At 51.3% G+C, this 18,294-nt stretch carries 14 protein-coding genes; 5 read left to right on the forward strand and 9 right to left on the reverse strand.

Translation table 11 applies throughout. The annotated features are described in order from the left end of the window. Positions 1-297 precede the first annotated feature (297 nt). A complete protein-coding gene (locus tag BM123_RS18685; protein WP_175489461.1) occupies positions 298-1,476 on the reverse strand; it encodes a 6-bladed beta-propeller in 1,179 nt (392 codons plus the stop codon). Between the two features lie 888 nt (positions 1,477-2,364). Between BM123_RS18685 and BM123_RS18690 the strand changes: the two genes are divergently transcribed. After that, positions 2,365-5,553 carry an efflux RND transporter permease subunit gene (locus BM123_RS18690; protein ID WP_090171729.1) on the forward strand — a complete coding sequence of 1,063 codons (3,189 nt, stop codon included), beginning with the start codon at positions 2,365-2,367 and terminating at the stop codon, positions 5,551-5,553. A 138-nt stretch (positions 5,554-5,691) separates the two neighbouring features. On the opposite strand, the gene BM123_RS18695 is transcribed toward BM123_RS18690, so the two are convergent. The 6 genes from BM123_RS18695 to BM123_RS18720 all read right to left on the reverse strand — a co-directional run bounded on the left by BM123_RS18695 (position 5,692) and on the right by BM123_RS18720 (position 13,926). Next, entirely contained in the window at positions 5,692-6,630 is a 939-nt protein-coding gene (locus tag BM123_RS18695; protein ID WP_090171731.1) for a hypothetical protein, read from the reverse strand. Positions 6,631-6,713: 83 nt separating this feature from the next. Then, positions 6,714-9,269, reverse strand: coding sequence for a peptidase associated/transthyretin-like domain-containing protein (locus tag BM123_RS18700; RefSeq protein WP_090171733.1), 2,556 nt, complete (start codon positions 9,267-9,269; stop codon positions 6,714-6,716). Positions 9,270-9,277: 8 nt separating this feature from the next. Next, positions 9,278-9,988, reverse strand: coding sequence for a GLPGLI family protein (locus tag BM123_RS18705; RefSeq protein ID WP_090171735.1), 711 nt, complete (start codon positions 9,986-9,988; stop codon positions 9,278-9,280). Between the two features lie 91 nt (positions 9,989-10,079). Then, positions 10,080-10,268 (reverse strand): hypothetical protein, encoded by a 189-nt coding sequence (locus BM123_RS18710; RefSeq protein ID WP_139211949.1) that lies wholly within the window; start codon positions 10,266-10,268, stop codon positions 10,080-10,082. Positions 10,269-10,518: 250 nt separating this feature from the next. Then, on the reverse strand, positions 10,519-13,440 hold the full coding sequence (locus tag BM123_RS18715) for a PD-(D/E)XK nuclease family protein (RefSeq protein ID WP_139211950.1): 2,922 nt from the start codon (positions 13,438-13,440) through the stop codon (positions 10,519-10,521). A gap of 105 nt (positions 13,441-13,545) precedes the next feature. Continuing rightward, positions 13,546-13,926 (reverse strand): START-like domain-containing protein, encoded by a 381-nt coding sequence (locus tag BM123_RS18720; RefSeq protein ID WP_090171741.1) that lies wholly within the window; start codon positions 13,924-13,926, stop codon positions 13,546-13,548. 194 nt (positions 13,927-14,120) lie between these two features. On the opposite strand from BM123_RS18720, the gene BM123_RS18725 reads away from it, so the two are divergent. Beyond that, a complete protein-coding gene (locus BM123_RS18725; RefSeq protein ID WP_090171743.1) occupies positions 14,121-14,990 on the forward strand; it encodes a sigma-70 family RNA polymerase sigma factor in 870 nt (289 codons plus the stop codon). A gap of 117 nt (positions 14,991-15,107) precedes the next feature. Here the strand turns inward: BM123_RS18725 and BM123_RS18730 are convergent, their stop codons facing one another. Then, complete coding sequence (locus tag BM123_RS18730) at positions 15,108-15,683, reverse strand: hypothetical protein (RefSeq protein ID WP_090171745.1); 576 nt, start codon at positions 15,681-15,683, stop codon at positions 15,108-15,110. A gap of 148 nt (positions 15,684-15,831) precedes the next feature. On the opposite strand from BM123_RS18730, the gene BM123_RS18735 reads away from it, so the two are divergent. The 3 genes from BM123_RS18735 to BM123_RS18750 all read left to right on the forward strand — a co-directional run bounded on the left by BM123_RS18735 (position 15,832) and on the right by BM123_RS18750 (position 17,437). After that, entirely contained in the window at positions 15,832-16,254 is a 423-nt protein-coding gene (locus BM123_RS18735) for an acyl-CoA thioesterase (RefSeq protein ID WP_090171747.1), read from the forward strand. Next, positions 16,254-16,787 carry a TrmH family RNA methyltransferase gene (locus BM123_RS18740; RefSeq protein WP_090171749.1) on the forward strand — a complete coding sequence of 178 codons (534 nt, stop codon included), beginning with the start codon at positions 16,254-16,256 and terminating at the stop codon, positions 16,785-16,787. The genes BM123_RS18735 and BM123_RS18740 overlap by 1 nt, the downstream gene beginning before the upstream one ends. Before the next feature lie 272 nt (positions 16,788-17,059). Beyond that, on the forward strand, positions 17,060-17,437 hold the full coding sequence (locus BM123_RS18750) for a four helix bundle protein (protein WP_090171753.1): 378 nt from the start codon (positions 17,060-17,062) through the stop codon (positions 17,435-17,437). A gap of 76 nt (positions 17,438-17,513) precedes the next feature. On the opposite strand, the gene BM123_RS18755 is transcribed toward BM123_RS18750, so the two are convergent. Next, positions 17,514-18,251 (reverse strand): protein phosphatase 2C domain-containing protein, encoded by a 738-nt coding sequence (locus BM123_RS18755; RefSeq protein WP_090171755.1) that lies wholly within the window; start codon positions 18,249-18,251, stop codon positions 17,514-17,516. Between the last annotated feature and the right edge of the window lie 43 nt (positions 18,252-18,294).

Raw genomic sequence — 18,294 nt, forward strand, 5'->3', positions numbered from 1 at the left:
GTGCATTTTCCGTAGCGGAGCGAAGGATAAAATGTTCCTTTCCCTTCGGGGCTGCTTCGCGGTGAGGGTCCGGCTTCGAGTATGCGTTAGCCCTGTGGGGGGGGCTTCCCGGAAGAAGGCAACTATACACTACTTAATTCTCATGACACTAATCACCCCCAAACTTCGAGTCGGCACTAGGCCTTCAAAACACAGATACCTTCCCTCGACTACCACCTCCCCTCTGGGTGCAGGAATTTTGAGATATGTGGCTAATCCTGCTACCCCTCTATGAGATTTCCGATACCTTCTCCTAGCCTACAGCTTAATCAGGTAAAGCGTTTTGGGACCAACATCATTGTAGGCCTCGTCGAGCCCCTTTAACTCTTCTAACCACTCCTTGGATACTTCAGTAGCGTCTGGGTCAATTTTGGCAAAATGCTTTACCTGGTAATCAGGAACAATCCGGAGAAAATGACCGTCATGGTACATTTGGGGTGGCTCAATAGTTAATTGATTATACTTTAGGTATCTATGGTTCACCACCATTTCATTTGATTTTCTATCTATTAATCCAAAGTAATCTTTATGCCCAACTTTATAACGGAAAGCCAACCGTAAGCTATCTGCAGCAAGACTCATCAGTTGAGGCACGCTTTCTTCTCGCATATATTTTAATTTATTCCGGATACTTTCTTTTTTCATAACCTCTTCCGATCTAATTGTTCCTTCAAATTTTATGGAAAATTCCGGACGCACCTCAGGCAAATTAACGCTATAAATGGTATCCCGGAAAGGTGCATGGTAGTACAGTGATTCATTTAGTAGACTAAACTCCTGAACCCCGCCTATAAGCAAATGTTCAGGCGCATAAGGAAGCGAGGTAATAAACGAATTTTCGACCTGCCCTTTAACAGTCCATATTAATTGTTTGGAACGATCCAATACATGTGTATTCAGGCGGCCTTGGCAAGAATAAACTACTTCATCAGGAGCTACGAAAGCCATTCGATTAAAGTTAAAAACTGGTTTAGGCTCAACGTCAACAAACTTTCCCTCTTGATTATAAGTATAAATTTTTTCGATACTCTGCACAATTAAAGTATTGTCAAAATAGTTATAATAGACTGCTCTTACATCATTAAAAACTCTAAAATCTGTAGGATCAGCGGTCAATTGCCAAATAATATCTCCTTCCATACTAACACTAGAAATGATGCTGAAAATTTTGTCTACCAATATGACATTCTGACTTGCATCAAGCATAAAACTAGAAACATTCCCAACTTTTTCCGCAGTTTCTCTAGTTAGATTAATCGTGACTATATTTCTAAACAACTCTGACGCATTAAAAACAACCTTATCGTTTCCTTTAGTTACTTTATAGTCCTTAAAATCAAAGGAATACTTTTGGGTACCCCCTCCCCCACTCTCACAAGAGGCAGCTAACGCCACTAACAGGGTAAAAAACATAAAAGCACTCCAGCATAGTCTCATCTTAGTATATTTAATTATAAGCCGACAAGACAATGAATAATTTATTAAAATCATGTCTTGTCGGCTTTCCTTTATCATCAAAATCAGTAAGAATTATGTCAACTATAGATTCAACTTAACTAATGCTTAGCATCCTCGAAGCGGGCCTCCAAGTTCGATCTGAGTCCCATCACAGTTGACTAGCGTGCAACTGGACTCTCCTCCAATTGACGAGTCGCAGGTGATGCGTTCAGAAGTTTCTGTTGCGTCACAGTATTCCATAAAGGAAATATATCCACAATCAGCACCACCACCTCCAATGCCACCCCCACCAGGCCCAGCAGCATTAGCCATTGGCATCATACAAAACATGACCATGCCCAAGATGGTCGTTAATCTAAGAACTAAAGTTTTCATAAAAAAGGGTTTCAACCTGGTTTTTCCTTACACAGGTAAAGGCCATCACAAAAAGGCGCGATGGAGCCTATTATCGAGGACCAATTTAAGGGAGCATTAATTGCAACTTACCCAAACTTACCCAAACTTCGAGTCGGCATTAAGGTCAAAACCCGAGTTATGCAAATTCAGGCGATAAAATTTAGCTAGGGCCGGGACGCTTTTATAAATCGCACTACTAATTCACCGCCGGTTAGAACCGGTGCTGTGCTACAAAGCTCTTCGAGCTATTATTAGTGAAGATAGCTCGAAGAGCTTCGTAACCCAGCACCGGCTTCAGCCGGAAGCAGAAGAAGGCATCCGTGTATCTCAACACACACCTAATGTTGTCAATCCTCCCCCAACTCAAAATACCCTAACTTTACCTCGTACTAAAACTGTAATCCACAACCTGCACCCTGTAACCTGCAACTCGCAACCTGCAACTCGCAACCTGCAACCTGCCCCCCCCCCTTGAAACCCTACCCCCTCCTCCTCTCCCTAACCGCTTTAGCCCTCATCGGCTACTTGCTACTGCCACGGCTCACCGTCCGCTGGCAGCCGGGCACGGGCGAGGCCAACCTGAGCGTCCGCTACGCCTGGGCCGGGGCAGCGCCGGACGCACTGGAGCAACAGGTGACCGCGCCGCTGGAAGCGGCCTTTGCCCTGGTGCGGGATGTAGAGGAGATCACTTCGGTGAGCCGCGCCGGGCGCGGCAGCATCAACCTAAAATTACGGCGGGGAGCGGATGGCGACTTTGTCCGTTTCAACGTCGCCAGTCAGATTAGGCGGCTCTATCCGGAGTTACCGGCGGAGGTGGGCTACCCTACCCTCGATTACGCCTCGGCCGAGAACGAAAAACTCACCGACCTGCCGGTGATGACCTACACCCTCTCCGGCCCCGACCCACCCACTGAGCTTTACCGCTACGCCACCGAGCAGCTCGCTCCACGGCTGAGTCTGCTGCGCGGCCTCAACCGACTGGAGGTGACGGGCGGCAACCGCCCGCACTGGCGCATCAGTCTGCGGCCGGAGGCGCTGGCGGCCGCCGGGCTGACGCCCGCTGGCATTCAGGGTTACCTACGGCAGTACTTCGAGCGTTCCGGGCTCGGATTTATGCTGTCCGGAAAGGAAAAACTGTACGCTTATAATGACGTACCGACGGAGACGTCTTCGCTAACCGCCACCGAATGGGCGGCCATTCCGCTGCCCACCACCGGTGGACGTCAGCTCACCCTTGGCGACTTGGCAAGCATAGATCGCGTACCGCTGCCAGCCCGCGCCTACTACCGCATCAACGGAGAAAACAGTATCCGACTTCTGGCCTACGCTACCGAAGATGCCAATCGCATTGCCCTCGCAAGGGAACTCAGCACCCGCGTCCGCGCCCTCACTACATCAGCCAGCGATCAAATATCAGGCGAGGCAGGCAACGGCATTCTCCCCCCCGGCTACCAGCTCTTCCTCGAAGACGATGCCACCCGTTTCCTGCGCGAAGAACTCGCCAAAACCCGCAAAAGAACGGCCCTCAGCATGGGCATCCTGCTGCTGTTCGTCCTCCTGGCGTATCGCAGTTTCCGCCGCCTGGGCGTGGTTTTGTTCAGCCTGGCCGTTAACCTTGGCCTCGCCTTCCTCTGCTACTGGTTTTTCGGCGTTGAGCTCAATCTCTATGCCTTCGCGGGCATCGCCGTTTCTTTCGGCATCATGGTTGACAACGTGATCATCGTCATCGACGGCCTGGGTCGAAAGGGCGGGCCGCTGCCTCCCGCCGTCATCGGCGCCACCCTCACCACCCTGGCCGGCCTTTCCGTCATCTGGTTCCTCTCCGATGAGTTGCGCACCCAACTCTACGAACTCGCCCGCGTAATGGCCATCAATTTATCAACTTCGGTTTTGGTGGCGCTGACGCTGGTGCCGGCGCTGGTGAAGGAGCAGGGGAAGGGCCAACCTCCAACGAGCGGCAGCCAAATCAAATATCCCAAATCAAATATCGCCTATCGCATATCCTCCCTCTATCAGCGTCTCCTAACCCTCCTCCTCCGCTTCCGCAAAACCACCCTCCTGCTCGTCATCCTCGCCTTCGGTTTGCCACTCTGGTGGCTGCCCAACCGGGTTGATGACTGGCCGATCTACAACGAGACCATCGGCTCCGACTTTTACCGCGATCAACTCCGCCCTCACCTCAACAAATACCTTGGCGGATCTTTCCGTCTCTTCAGCTACTACGTCTACGAAGGCAGCGGCTATCGCCCCGCCGAGGAAACCCGCCTCTACGTCGGCGCGGCCCTGCCCGACGGCGCTACGCTGGAGCAACTCAATCAGGTTGTCACCCAGGTAGAAGCCTACCTCGGGCGTTTTCCTGACAAGATCGACCGCTTCACGGCCCAAGTATATTCCGGGCAAAATGCCCGCATCGAAATCACTTTCCCCGATGGCGGGCGGGGTGGATTCCCCTACACGCTGAAGAATCGGCTGACGGCCTACGCCACCAATTTCGGCGGTGTAAAGTGGAACATCTACGGCGTCGGCCAGGGTTACAGCAACGATGCCAGCGGCCGGCCCGTCAGCTTTAACGTCACCCTGAAAGGCTATAATCAGGCAGGGCTGGACGCGCAGTCTGGTCGCCTAGCCAGCCTCCTGCTCAAGCACCCGCGCGTGCAGGAGGTTAACACCGACGCCAACCTCAACTGGTGGGAAAAAGACCGCTACGAATACCTGCTCCGCTCCCGCCCCGAAGACCTCGCACTGCGCGGCATCGCCCCCAACGAGCTACGGGCCAGCCTGGCCTGGTTCGACCAAAACGCCCAGCCGGACTTCTACCTGCGCGGCGGTGAGCCCGTCGCCCTCGTTGCCGAAAATGCCGACCGCTACGACCGCTGGCGCCTCGAGAACTGGAGCATCCCCCGCGATACGGGCCAGCTTAATTTCCCGGAGGTCGCCACGCTCGAAAAACGCCTCGCGCCCCAGGCCTTGCACAAGGAAGACCAGCAATACCTCCGCCTTGTCGCCTTCGAGTACCTGGGTAGTCCCCGCTTCGGCAATAAGCACCTCAATGCCTGCCTGGACACCCTGCGCGCCGAACTTCCCCTCGGCTTCACCGCCGAGCGCCGGAGTTATTCCCGTGACAAGCAGGCCAAAGAGATGACCGCCCTCATGGGGCTGGCCGTTTTACTGATCTTCTTTATCTGCGCCGTCTTATTTGAGTCACTACGGCAGGCATTCAATATCGTCCTGCTCATCCCGATTTCCTGCATCGGTATCTTCCTGACCTTCTACTGGTTCAACGTTCGGCTGGACCAGGGTGGCTACGTAAGTTTCCTGCTCGTTACCGGCCTGGCGGTAAACGGGCTCATCCTGGTCATCAACGAATACAACTATCTGCGCAAGCAAGCCTCAGCAACTACGCCCGTCCAGCTCTATGCCACGGCCATCCGCCACAAGATCACGCCCATTGTTCTAACGGTAATTTCCACCGCCGCTGGCCTCATCCCCTTCCTGCTCGGCGGCCGAAACGAAGTCTTCTGGCACGCCCTGGCGGCGGGGACTATCGGTGGGTTGGTGTTCTCGGTGATCGTCATTCTCTTCGTTTCGCCGGTCTTTTTCCTGCGGCGGGAAGTTGTACCGCCGACTTCAGTCGGCGGGAAACAAGAACCAGAAGCTTAGAAGAACATTGGCGGTCGGATCGAAGCTGGCCACGGCTCCGAGCATCTGGACGGAAAATTTGCCACTACGCTCCAAATTTACCGACCTCCTCCGCCTCTCCCCACCCGGCAACCTGGCACCTGGCACCCCGCACCAGCCTCACCGCCTCCGCAACAATTTCCCCATCCGCCGCCGAAACCGCCCTTCGGCCAGCGGGTCTTCCATCCGGTAAGGAGCCAGACCGATTAAGAAGGTGTTCGGGCCGGAAAGCAAGGGTGTCGCGCCTTCGGCCCGGCCGAAGCCGGCGACCACCATTCCATCGGGGCTGTCTCTGGCGCCAATCTCTTCGTTACCGAGGTAACTGATGTGGTCGCCCAGAGTGTCGGGGGTTTTCTGGGCCATGAAAAACACGTAAGGGTTGTGGTCTTCGCCAAAATACAGATACCGGTGCTGGCCGCGCTGAACATCTCCCTGAAAGTGGTCGTGAATGTCGTAGCTCGGGCCGGTCAGATCAGTGGCCCAGAAGGTGGACCGGGGCAGATATTTCCCACCGGCGGGCCCTTCGTATAGAAACCAGTAGTTGACACCTTCGGGAGTCAGCACTACGTCCAGACGGGCATAATTGGCGTAGAAGGTCCAGGTCCAGGCCCAATCTCCGGAGGTGCTTACGGTATGAATTTTGTTGCGCCCCGTCACGCGGCTCTCACACTTCTTATGACCGGGATGACCAGCGCCATCATCATCTCCGCCGAAGACCAGGTTCGGCACGCCGCGATAAGAGGAAGCAGCCGAGGCGGGGTATTCGCCCCCGGGCTCGTCCTGATACCCCACCCAGTCATTACCCAGTTTATCGAGAATGGAGCTGAAGCCACCCGCTACGGGATCGTAGAGATAGGTGGCCGTTCGGGTTTTGATGCGAAAATGCGGCCGGCCGAGGTAATTGACGGTTTTGATGCGGCGGGCGGTGGCAACTTTGTCGTTTTCTACATCAACCGGCATCTCTTCATCTGCACATTCGGCAGGCTCAGTAATCACGGTAGCACCCAAAAAAGGACAAAAGAAGAAGAGAATGACAAAAAATGTACTCAACAGTTTCATAGGCAAACTTGTGACGCTACAACCCCTAAGCGCCCCTCATGTTTACTATTGAACAAGATAGAAATGGATTGAGTGAAAACCTTTTAAAAGGAAAACCGAAAGCCTAAAAAGCCACTGAATGGTGGAAGATCCGCTCTTTGCACCTGCACTTCATTTAATAAAAAGTAAAAAGATTGGCCCGTATCATTAAGACTTTGAGAATAGCTTTCTATACTTGCTGTCAGCTGCCAATGATTTGATAATTTATGGGTTCCTTTCACCCTGAAAGAAGGTTTTACAAAAAGCAAACTACTGTATTGAGCCAAAGCTCCACCTTTAAGTTGAAGTCGAAAAGATCCAAAACTTCGTTCGCCTTGCAGCAAAAACAGACTCGTCAGTATTGTTGGCCCAGTTGAATTTAAGTTCAAACGTTGCTGTGATGACAAGTTGATCATTTGATCACGAACCATGATTTCGTACTCGCCCTTCACCTCAATTTTTGTTTGATAAGTATCCACAAACTCACTGACCCCGAATCCGCCAGACTTAGTACAAAAAATACTTGTGGATATTTTTGCACTTAAGTTCTCGCTCCTACGCCAATTCATTGACGCACGACTAAATAAGTTTTGAGCATCATCGTAAATGAATTTATCTTTCAGTAAAACGTCAACTATCGGTTGCTGAAAACTAAGAATCGATTGCCTTTTCCCCCATTGCAAATAGAACATTTCAGTCCTCCCTTTTTTCGGAGACAAACGTGACCAGTACAGGCCTATATTTAAATAATTAAGTTGTGTAACTGCCTCAGGGAAATCAACAGACACCTGAGTAGCGCTAACAATTGACAACCGTCCTTCGGGCAATTTTGCGACATAGTCCTGAGGAGCATAACTAACAGTACCACGCACCGTAGAGAAGCGAAACTTATGCTCTACAACAACATTCGTAGATGGACGCAAATATCCAGCTTGATAATCCCCACCTATTCTTCCATTAAATTCCAGTCCTTTTCTTTGCATCTGAAAATCTAACCCCGACGAAAATCGTTGATAGCCAGTAATAAAACTAAAGCGTTCCAAGGCAATCCGCTCTACTTGATGATTGTTAAAATCAGCACGCCACGAATTATACCATCCCAACTGAGCCCCCTTCCATTCCCTGGATAGAGTGTACCCCATTTCACTTGCGAGAGAGCGCCAACTTTCTTGCTGTACAACCGAATTACCATCCACCCCATAGATAAACTGGAGAACAGGCAAATTATCGGCAGAAGCCAATCTTAGCTGATTTTCAGGAAGACGCTTAACATTCACACTCCCGCTTATTTCGTGTGCCCAACCTTTATTCATAAAAAAACCATCCAATGATGCACCAGCAGCAACACTCATATAATTTTTCTCTGAATCACTCGTCAGGCTTCGAATAGAATTAAAAACCCTGGTGCTGCTACCCTGATTTACAAAACCTTTTTCTACTGTGACTCCTGCGCTCAGGTGTATTGCAGCACTTTCAGAAAAACGCTTTTCCGTTTTATTGCGAACCGTGAAATGCCAACTTTCCTGATCATCCTCTAGTCGGCTGCTACTTAACTCACCGTTGGGTCCGATTACAGAACTTGTTGAAGAAAGGGAGGAAGCATTAAAAACGCCTACTAAAGAAATAGAAGCGGATAGATTTTCTTTATCTGCTAGAGAACCATTAACGCCTACTGAGGAAAGATCATAATTACGTATTGGCTGCTGTCGAAAGTAGATTCGTGGAATCTTTAAGCCGTCCTTCGCATAGGACAGGCCAACCAACGATATATAATCAATCGGCTGTAGCTCTGGGTTCCCTAAATTACGTGAAGCCGTGTTAACAAACCACTTTTTATTGTTGACATACATCCCAAAACCTTGGTGCAGGTAGCCAGGAAGCCCTTTCCCGTCTATGCCTCCAGCAACGTTGGCTCTCCCGAACAATCTATTCTTGCGATTACTCTCCAGTCGAATATCTACTTCAAAATTTTCAAGGGCATTCCCTCTCAATCCCTTTTGGGGAGAAAAGGCTAGCTCATCAACATCTCCGGCCTGGAGGTTAGTCAAAAGTGCTCTCCCGTTTTCACTAGCGAAATCATCTCCATCGATCAGAAAGCGGTTTAGCGGCCGCCCCAGGTAAGTGATTCCTTCATCAGTCTTTTCTACACCAGGAAGTCGTTCTAATATTTCACCTAATTGTTCCGAGCTATCCAGCTTAAACCTGTCAATGCTATAAACAAAGGTATCGCCATTCACCCTGATTCCCCTTCGTGTATCCTTAACAATTACGGACTCCATGAAGTTAGCCAGGGGTAATAACCTAATTGACAAAGTATCTTTAAAGGAAGTCGGTGCTTCAAACCTTATTGTATCTGGTCTATAGCCAAGACTTCTGGTGATAAGCAACGAGGGAAAAACATAGTTTGAATCGACTGTTAATTGCCCGTACCCATCGTTATCGGTTGCAGTAAAGGTTTGAATCTGAGGGCTATCTCCGCGATATAGTATAACAGTAGCCCCTGGCAGTTGTTCCCCTTGCACTTCACTTTCGACAATTACCGTAAGGCTGATCTGTGATGAGGCCACATAACCTGAGAACAGAAAACAAAGCAGCATGAAAAATCTTATGATTTTAATCATATTCCGCCTTATTGCTTCTTTTTACTCGCACAGTATTCTTCTAATGTGAGTTCTTTAGCTACGGGGATCAATTCTTTAAGCCTTCCCAAGCCTATATGATCTTCCGGAAATTCGCTCTCTGCCTTTACTTCTATTGCTTTTACTACCCAAGTCTTTTCAGCGTTATTTACAGCTAAAACCAAGCCAGGAAAACCAACAAAGGCCCTGGGGCCTGTTGGGAATGGCAATTCCGGAGTGAAATATACAAAATAGTCGTTACCGCAATATTCTACTTTTGCCTCAAGACAAGTATAACCAGCTATTGTTTTCGAGACATTGGTCAAACTATATGAATGAGAGAAATCGCAGCTATGCAACCGTAAAGAGCCAGATTTCCTCGGCTTATTTTGGTGTATTTCTTTCGCACCGAAACTGTAATATACTGCTTCAGTTGTATCCGCATCTACTCTAACATTACTACTAAGTGATTTCTGATCAGAAATATTGGTATACAAAGAATGCTCAACCGTAAAGACAAGCATTGAGTAATGTTTTTTTTCCAGGGCTCCTAATATTTCATCAGTCATACCAGTCATTTTATCAGGAATAGCAGTCAAAACTTTCCCTGGATCAAATTTCTCACCATTCTCACGTACATACTTCACTTCGAGTACCTCTTGCCCACAGACAGGTATTGAGCAAAGAAGCAAAAAACAACCTATTGTAACAAAAAATTTCATTTAATTTGTTTTAAAAAAAATTACAAGCATCAGTTAAAAGTGGACAGTGCCAAATCTCTTCCTGGTATTTTGGCACTGTCCAAATCAATGATTAGTTTTCATCGAAACAGTCGACTGAAATAGTTAACGTCAACGTAACATCGTCATCGCCGCCCACTTCGAAACCATAGTAATCAAAAGGAACACCAGGAATTTCCTCGCATTCGTAAAATATCTCTAAGTGAGCCGCATTAAGTACTCCGGTGAAGCACAATACAGCAAGCATAGAAAAAAATTTCATCTGGATGAAAGTTTTTAGCACCTTCATTTACCCATTCAGGCATTGGGTCATCATTAATAGGAAGTGATGAATCCTTTTATCAACCCCTAAATTAAACCAGGCACTTTAGTCAATTCCCCAAACTTACCCAAACTTACCCAAACTTACCCGTCCCTCTGCGTGAAAAAACACCGCTGCGAAGCAGCCAACCTCCGCTTTGCTCCTCCCCTCGGCGCCCTCCACGTGAAAAAAGCACTGCGAAGCAGCCCCCCTACCTCACCAACCCAATCAAACTCCGGTAATCATCAAAACGCGCATCATCAGCTTCCATTTCCAGCAGCTCATCGTGCGGCAAATCCTGATAAAGATCCTCCAGATGGCCCAGCGTTTCGTTGCAACGAACCTCGACTATCCCGTCCGCAAATTGTTCCCAACGCCAGTTATAGGTAGCCCGGATTTTCTTGAGCGTTGACGCCTGCACAACCTTCGCCTCATCTGCCCCGGCCACCGTTTCAATATTCGCAAAAGCCAGCTCATCACGGCTTAACATCAGGGCGTCCCGCAGTACGTAATAGGCCGTGTGCACCCGCTCTGGCTGCCGGTAAGGAGGCTTGTCTTCTCCGTCCGGGGGCAGGTTCTGGCGGATAAATTCCGCATAAAGACACAGCTGCACGTCCTTGGCATTACGCAGCAGGTTTTTAAAGACCGACTTCCCGCGCCACTTCAGGTCAACAACGGCCACTTCCACGATTCCATTCTTTTCCCGTTCCAGCACCAGGTCCGCCCGCCCGCGTATAAACTGCCCGCCCATCGGCTCCAACTCGCCTTCCAGCCGCTGCTCTGATCCGCGAACGGACCAGCCATTCTCCTTGATATAATGCACCAATGACCAGGCCGAGTACTGCATCGTACGAATGAACTGTATCCGCTCCGGCTCCTGCCCGTATTCCAGCATAACGGCCCCTTCCTGCGCCAGCAGGCGATCCGCATTGTCATCAATCCATTCCCGGACGGAGGCGCGTTCCATGAGCACTTCTCCGGACTTAATTTTATTCAGCAGCCGCTCAATGAATAAGTGACTCAGGTTCCCCCGCAATCGATTTTCGGAAGCAATACTGAGAATCGGTGTGCCCTGCAAACGCAGTTGGTGGCGAAAAATCCATTTATGCGGGTAGTAGAGCAGGTCTTCCATGGCCGTCGGGGCTTCCCGCTCCCGGGGCTGAGCCTGCTGCAATCGCTCAATGGAGAACTGTGGCACCGGCCGGGAAAGCGGATGGATCGCTACCGGAGAAAAAGCTGGTCGCTGACCAGTAACCAGTGGCCCCGTAGCCTGGCCAGCGGCATCTACGTTGATCGTAATCCGGTCCAGCGCACCATCGGGGAAGGCGGCTTCGAGGTCTCCGAAAAGCGGATGAGCCTCCACGGAGCTGCCGTCTACCCGTTCGGGCAGGCACAAGATTAACTGCTCCCGGGTGTGCAGCACCGGGCGGAGTTGTTGCCAGGCAGAGCGTTCATTATGGTGAGCCGGGCCGTTGGGCCGGGCACCGAGGGATTCCAGATATTCGAGCTCATCCGGATAATAGCGGGAGAAGAAATAATCGGGCTCATGCTCGATAAAATCCCACCAAATAAGCTTCTTCAGCGGATCAGTACCGGGTAGTTTTGCCGCGGACGCAGGTGCAAAGATAGTTGAAAGCGAGCCCTGCTCCTTCGGCTGAAAATGAGTAGGGGCGGGCTCATACACCGTCCTTACCAGTCGTTCCACTTCCAGAAAGTTGAGGTCCGTCTCCGGCTGGGCATCCAGCAGTTCCATGGCGCGTTGCGCCTGGGCAGAAAGCACCAGCAAGCCCGCATAATCGCCAACCGTACGCTTGAGTTGTACGTCTTTCTTTCGTTTTTCCGTTCGTTCCAGTAGCGCCCATTCCCTTAGGTCAAAGAAGAGTTGCCGCAGGTCAAACTTAGGAATTCGCCCGTCCCGGCTGATCCGCCGCCGACGGAACCAATCGTCATACTGCTTCCGGATCGTCGCAATTTGATCGTTAGTCGTTTCACCGTCTGCTTGCAGTTCCCGGAAGAACCCCTCCACCATGGCTACCCATCGCGGCCCGAACATCCCTGGCGTATCCGCCAGGTGAACGGCCATGCGCTGCGCCAGCCGCCAGTCCAGTGGCTTGGTCACCAGGCTTACAAATTCCATTATCCGGTCTACCTCCAGGGGTTCCCAGAGAAAGGCCGTCACCAACTTCAACACCTGCAGACTCGGGCGGGCCAGGCTGGTGGAAGGGACCCCCAGGCTGGGAAGCCCCTCGGTCACCAGGGCGTTGTCCAACGTCTGGTTCCGGACCGTCAGCAGGGCACCGGGCCGCCAGTCAGGAGCGTCCCGCAGCAGGCGGGCCAGATAGGCCGCCAGATGCGTCTCGCGCTGCGCGCGCAGAATGACCAGAGAACCATCGCCCGTTAAATCCTGCTCCCGGGCAGTCGCTTCTGCAGCGGAGCTTGCCTCTTCACCAAAAAGTGATCCTTGAACAGGCTCCGGGCTCAACTTATCAATACCACTTACAGCACGCAACTTGCGTTGCCAGGAGCCCAGGTCGTTATTCTTTAAAGGAGCTTTGGGCTCGGGGAGTGCAGAAACAGTGTCTCCCAGGCTCTCGAGCGCATCCAGCAGCCGGCGGGTTCCGGGCGTAAAGAGGTGGCGGGGCTCGTTGATAAAAATCTCTAACCTTGGGTGGCGGTCTTCGCCGAGACTGCTGAGCAGCAGGTTGAGCCGGTCGGCCGGACCGGCGTACAGATCAAGCTCATTATCATCGGCTAACAGCAGGGCTTCCAGTTCGTGCAGCACCCGGATTCTGGCCGGGGTTTCTTCCGCTCCTTCGGCGGAGAGGGGGTAGCCGGCATCCAGCAATTCGTCGCGCCGGCTTAGTAATTCTTCCGCAGTGGCCAGTTCATCCGCCCGAAAGGCCGCCAGGTAAAAAGGATCTTGTTCGCTGACCTTCAGGTACTGTACCAGAACTTGCCGATATTGCTCCGTGCGCAACGCCGCCCGGTTTACCGCCGGTGTACCGAGCGAATAAAAAGTCTCCAGGTAGCTCAACAGCCCGGAGGGAGACAGGATTTGGCTATTTACCAATTCAGCTGGCGCTGCGGGAAGTAGCTGCGGGTCGTTAAAAGTGAGTCCTAAGTATATTTTCATGCCGCAGGAGTACGTAACGATTTACAACGCCCCCATCATAGAGGACAAATCGCCAATCAAAAATCAAGAACCCCGAAGGGCTCAACGAAGCTAATCGAGCATCAATTACCCGCCCATCTTAGCCTTCATCCGCTGCAGCTGGCTTTCCCACAAGGCACGCTGGTCATCCACCTCGTCGTCGTCAGCGAAATCCGTAACATATACGATGGTTTCACCAGTAACGGGGCTTTTGGTAATACTGAACTCCAGGTACTCGTCATCATCGTCTGCATCTTCCCAGGCAAAGCGAACCATGACGCCCTCTTTGTCTTCAATGAGCTCTGCAATCTCGGCGGAGCCCTCCCACACGAAGGTGTAGGTTTGGTCATTAATATCTACCTCATCACAAAACCAGCGGGTAAGACAGGCTGGATCTGTAAGGAATTGGTAAACAATATTGGGGGATGCCCGGCAAATAAACTCCGAGGTAAACTTAACACGTTCCATATCAGGGGATTGGGGTAATGATCGCGGCCAATTAAGCTAAATAAACTGAGACTACCAAAATTAGTTTATATCCCAACCTATTGAGCGAATACGATGTTAGTGTAAAGGTATGCTCGTGGCAACTACGTTAAGGCCTTGATTTATAGGTAAACAAGTCTTAATTTTGCGCCCGCTTTCTAAAACGTTACTCCTACATGAGACAGCTTAAAATAACCAAGTCGATTACTAATCGCGAGAGTCAGTCGCTCGAAAAATACCTGCAAGAAATCGGTAAAGTCGATCTACTGACCCCGGAAGAGGAAGTCGATCTAGCCAAGCGGATCAAACAGGGTGATCAGATTGCTTTGGAAAAACTGACTAAGGCCAACCTTCGCTTCGTCGTTTCGGTAGCCAAACAGTACCAAAACCAGGGCCTTTCTCTGAGTGATCTTATCAATGAGGGTAACCTGGGCCTGATCAAAGCCGCCCAACGCTTCGACGAAACCCGTGGTTTCAAATTCATCTCCTACGCCGTTTGGTGGATCCGCCAGTCTATCCTGCAAGCTCTCGCTGAGCAGAGCCGTATCGTTCGCCTGCCCCTCAACAAGGTCGGCAGCCTGAACAAAATCAACAAAGCCTTCTCCATGCTGGAGCAGCGCTACGAGCGCGAGCCAAGCAGCGAAGAACTTGCTGACCAACTGGACATTGCCGCCGAAGAAGTAGAAACCACCCTCGGCGTTGCTGCCCGTCACGTATCTATGGATGCGCCCTTCGTTGAAGGGGAAGACAACAGCCTGCTCGACGTACTGGCCAATACCGCCACCCCCGGCACGGACACGGCACTGGAGTACAAAGAATCTCTCCGCCGTGAGATCGATCGCAGCCTCGGCACGCTCACGGAGCGGCAGTGCGACGTGATCAAACTCTACTACGGTATCGGCGTAGAGCACCCAATGAGCCTGGAGGACATTGGCGAAAAATTCGGCCTCACCCGTGAGCGGGTCCGCCAGATCAAGGACAAAGCCATCAATAAACTTCGTGGAGCTAACCGCTCGAAGTTGCTGAAGAACTACCTGGGCAACTAAGCCCAAACGCCTTCGGCTTTTAGCAAAAACAGCCCCCGTTACGGATCGTAGCGGGGGCTGTTTTGTACCGCTGAGTGCGCTTCGCGTCTGCCTCCGGCGGTCAGTCGGCGGAAAAACCTAAATCGCTGCGGGAAAAATATTCACCGTCAGGGTACTCAGGCTAAGAATATCATTAGCGTTTGAAGCACTACCATTAAACTGATAACCACCGTTACTCAGGTTCGGGTGAGCCCCGCTGCACAAGCTCGTTGCATCAATGATAAAGTCCGGATAGCTGGCCTCCACCGTAGCGCAAACGCTTTCTGCAATTGGGAAAAACAGCCGGTCTCCGGGAATGATCCCATCAAAAACAATGGCCTGCCCTGGGTTATTACAAGTGTAGCCAAAGCCACCCTGAATGTCAAGCCAGGTCACTCCACTTTCAGCATCTTCGGCCATTAGCCGGATCTCCGCCCGCTCATTAGTATTGATGTTAACGGTCGCGTTAAGGTCAGTAATTAACTGCAGAGAACTGATGGGCCCCGATGGTGTATTGGCAAAAGTCACCACCTGCCAGGTGATCACCGGCCCCGTTACGTCATTGCTATTTACCCGAACGGTTCCTGGAATATCTTCGCAGGGATCACAGGCAAAACTGAGCAGTACTAAAAAAGCGCCCAGAAAGCTAAGGAAGGAATTGGAATACGATTTCATAGTGTAAGTATTTGTCGGATGGCAACCATCCGTATTCCCCCTTTTATGCGCTTCTCACCTGCTTCGTTACACCGGGGGAGCATATTCAGTACTATCCTTGTGTGTGTAACAATGGTCCGCTCTACCGTCTACTCTCTACCTTTGCGCCATGTTAACCATCGAAGACTTCAACATCACCCGTCGTTTCCCTACCCACTGGGGAGATATGGATAAAGCGCAACACATCAACAACCTCGTTTATCTGCGCTGGGCGGAGACCATTCGTGTCGTTTATTTCGACGCCATGGGAATGAATACCAGCTTTGCCCCGGGCGATATTGGCCCGATCTTAGCCTGGCAAGACGCGAAATACATCTTTCCGATGACGCATCCGGACGTAGCCATCCTCGGCGTACGAACAATCGAAGTAATGCCCGATCGCTTCCTGATGGAAACGGCCGTTTTCTCAGAAAAACATGAGCGAATTGCTGCCATCACCAAGCAAATTATCGTTCCCTATGACTACGACAAACTTTGCAAGGCTCCCATGCCGGACTCCTGGGTCGCGGGAATAAATAAATTGAACGCCTGATGGAACATCGTAAGAAAAGCATGGAAGAACTCGGCCGGCTCTCACCCGAGGCCTTCCGGGAAGCAAAGAAGATACCGGTCTCTGTTTTGCTGGACGATATCCGGTCAGCTAACAATGTGGGCAGCATTTTCCGCACCGCAGATGGCTTCGCACTTGCACACCTCTACCTCTGTGGCATCACCGCTACCCCACCCCACCGGGATATTCTGAAGACGGCCCTCGGTGCAACGCAGTCCGTTAGCTGGAGCCATCACGAAGATGCGGAAGCTTTGGTGAAGCAATTGCGGGGCGACGGTGCGCAGGTGCAGTGTCTTGAACAAACGGAGCAAAGTACGCTCCTCCGGGATTTCGTTGCGCCAGCGGCGCAACACCTCGTCATCGTCGTTGGCAACGAAGTCAATGGTGTCTCCCAAGCCGTTATCGACGCCTCCGACGGAACAATCGAAATCGAACAGTTCGGAACGAAGCACAGCCTTAATGTGGCAGTAGCAACGGGAATGGTGGTTTGGCGGGTTAGTTCTTTGGTGCGTTAGTTCTTTGGTCTTTTGGTTCTTTGGGCTACCGCATATTGGAGGTGTTGGAGGCGTTGGAGGCGTTGGAGGCGTTGGAGGCGTTGGAGGCGTTGGAGGCGTTGGAGGCGTTGGAGGCGTTGGAGGCGAAAATACACAAAGCGCTACTAGTCAGAATATTACACCACAAATAGACGTATTTATACGTTTACGTTTATATACGTAAGTATACGTTTTAAAAAACGGCTAGACGCACTTGCCTGATCGAGTTTTGTGGCTCATCAAAATGCTATACTATGGCAAATTCAAGATTCAAAAGCTGGCAGGCTTATGAGCAATCCTTCAAATTGGCAAGTTCTATTTTCAGAATGACACAGCAGTTTCCGAAAGCGGAGATGTATAGCCTTACTGACCAGATTCGTCGATCTTCCCGCTCTGTGTGTGCTAACCTGACTGAAAGTTATGGCAGACGCGAATACCCAAAACATTTTCACTCCAAGCTAGCCGATTGTGCCAGCGAAAACTTCGAAACCCAGGTATGGCTTGACTTTGCACTAGATTGCGATTACATCACCGAAGACATCCACGGCCAATACCTGGACGCTTCCGAAAGAGCAGGCAAACTCATCTCCTACATGCAGGCCCACCCCGAGCGATTTTTGAAAGCTCGCTAACAAGGTGTCTCACCCTATCCCGCCTCCAACATGCGGTAGCCCAAAAGACCAACGGACCAACGGACCAAAGCACCAATCAAATCATCACCCGCACCAACGTCAAATCGTCCGTCGGGCGGAGCCCGAACGTATTCTCGATGTAGAGGATTTGTTTACGGATCATGTTTTCCGACTCCTCGTCCATCCGCTCATCGAGCAGGTAACGGAGGAGATCCGCTTCCTGAACCGGCCGGTAGGAATCGTGGCTGAAGGCCCGGAAAGTCAGCACGCCGTCCGTAGCCAGGGTGAGATTAAGAAAGTCTTTGGCGGAGTAACGTCGCCTTTGCCCCGCCCACCAGCCAGCGAAGTCCTCTCGAAGATGGTAGCCGAGATAATCCGGTTTATTGTCCTGGTCTATTTCTGTAATCTGACCGTCGACATTGATAACACCATCGCCGATGGCGATGATCTCCGCCTCCGCTCCGCGGGTATCCACAATGGCCAGTATCAGCGTCGTCAGCAGCTCTTTTTCGTCAAGATCGAGGTCAGCCTGCAGGCGAGCCAGATCCTGAAACAGCGTTTCAATTGTCTGTTTCAATAGTTCACCTGCGGAGAACGCCTTCCTTTCGGCGAAGGCCCGCAGCCCGGTCTGTTTCGCAATCCGTCGCAGCAGCTTGGCCACCAGCGCCGAGGCAAAGTGGCTCTCGGTGCCCATGGAGCAACCGTCCATAACGGCAAGGAGTACCTGGCTGTCGGTGATGTCAGCGACGACAAAGGCGTCTTCGTTGTGATCGGTGTGGTGAGTACCGATTTGGGAGTAGGTCTGGAATAGCACAGCAGCAAGGTAGACAAACTTCCCGGACCGTCACCCAGTCGGC

Origin of the sequence: Neolewinella agarilytica (assembly GCF_900110645.1) — a bacterium.
Classification (GTDB): domain Bacteria; phylum Bacteroidota; class Bacteroidia; order Chitinophagales; family Saprospiraceae; genus Neolewinella; species Neolewinella agarilytica.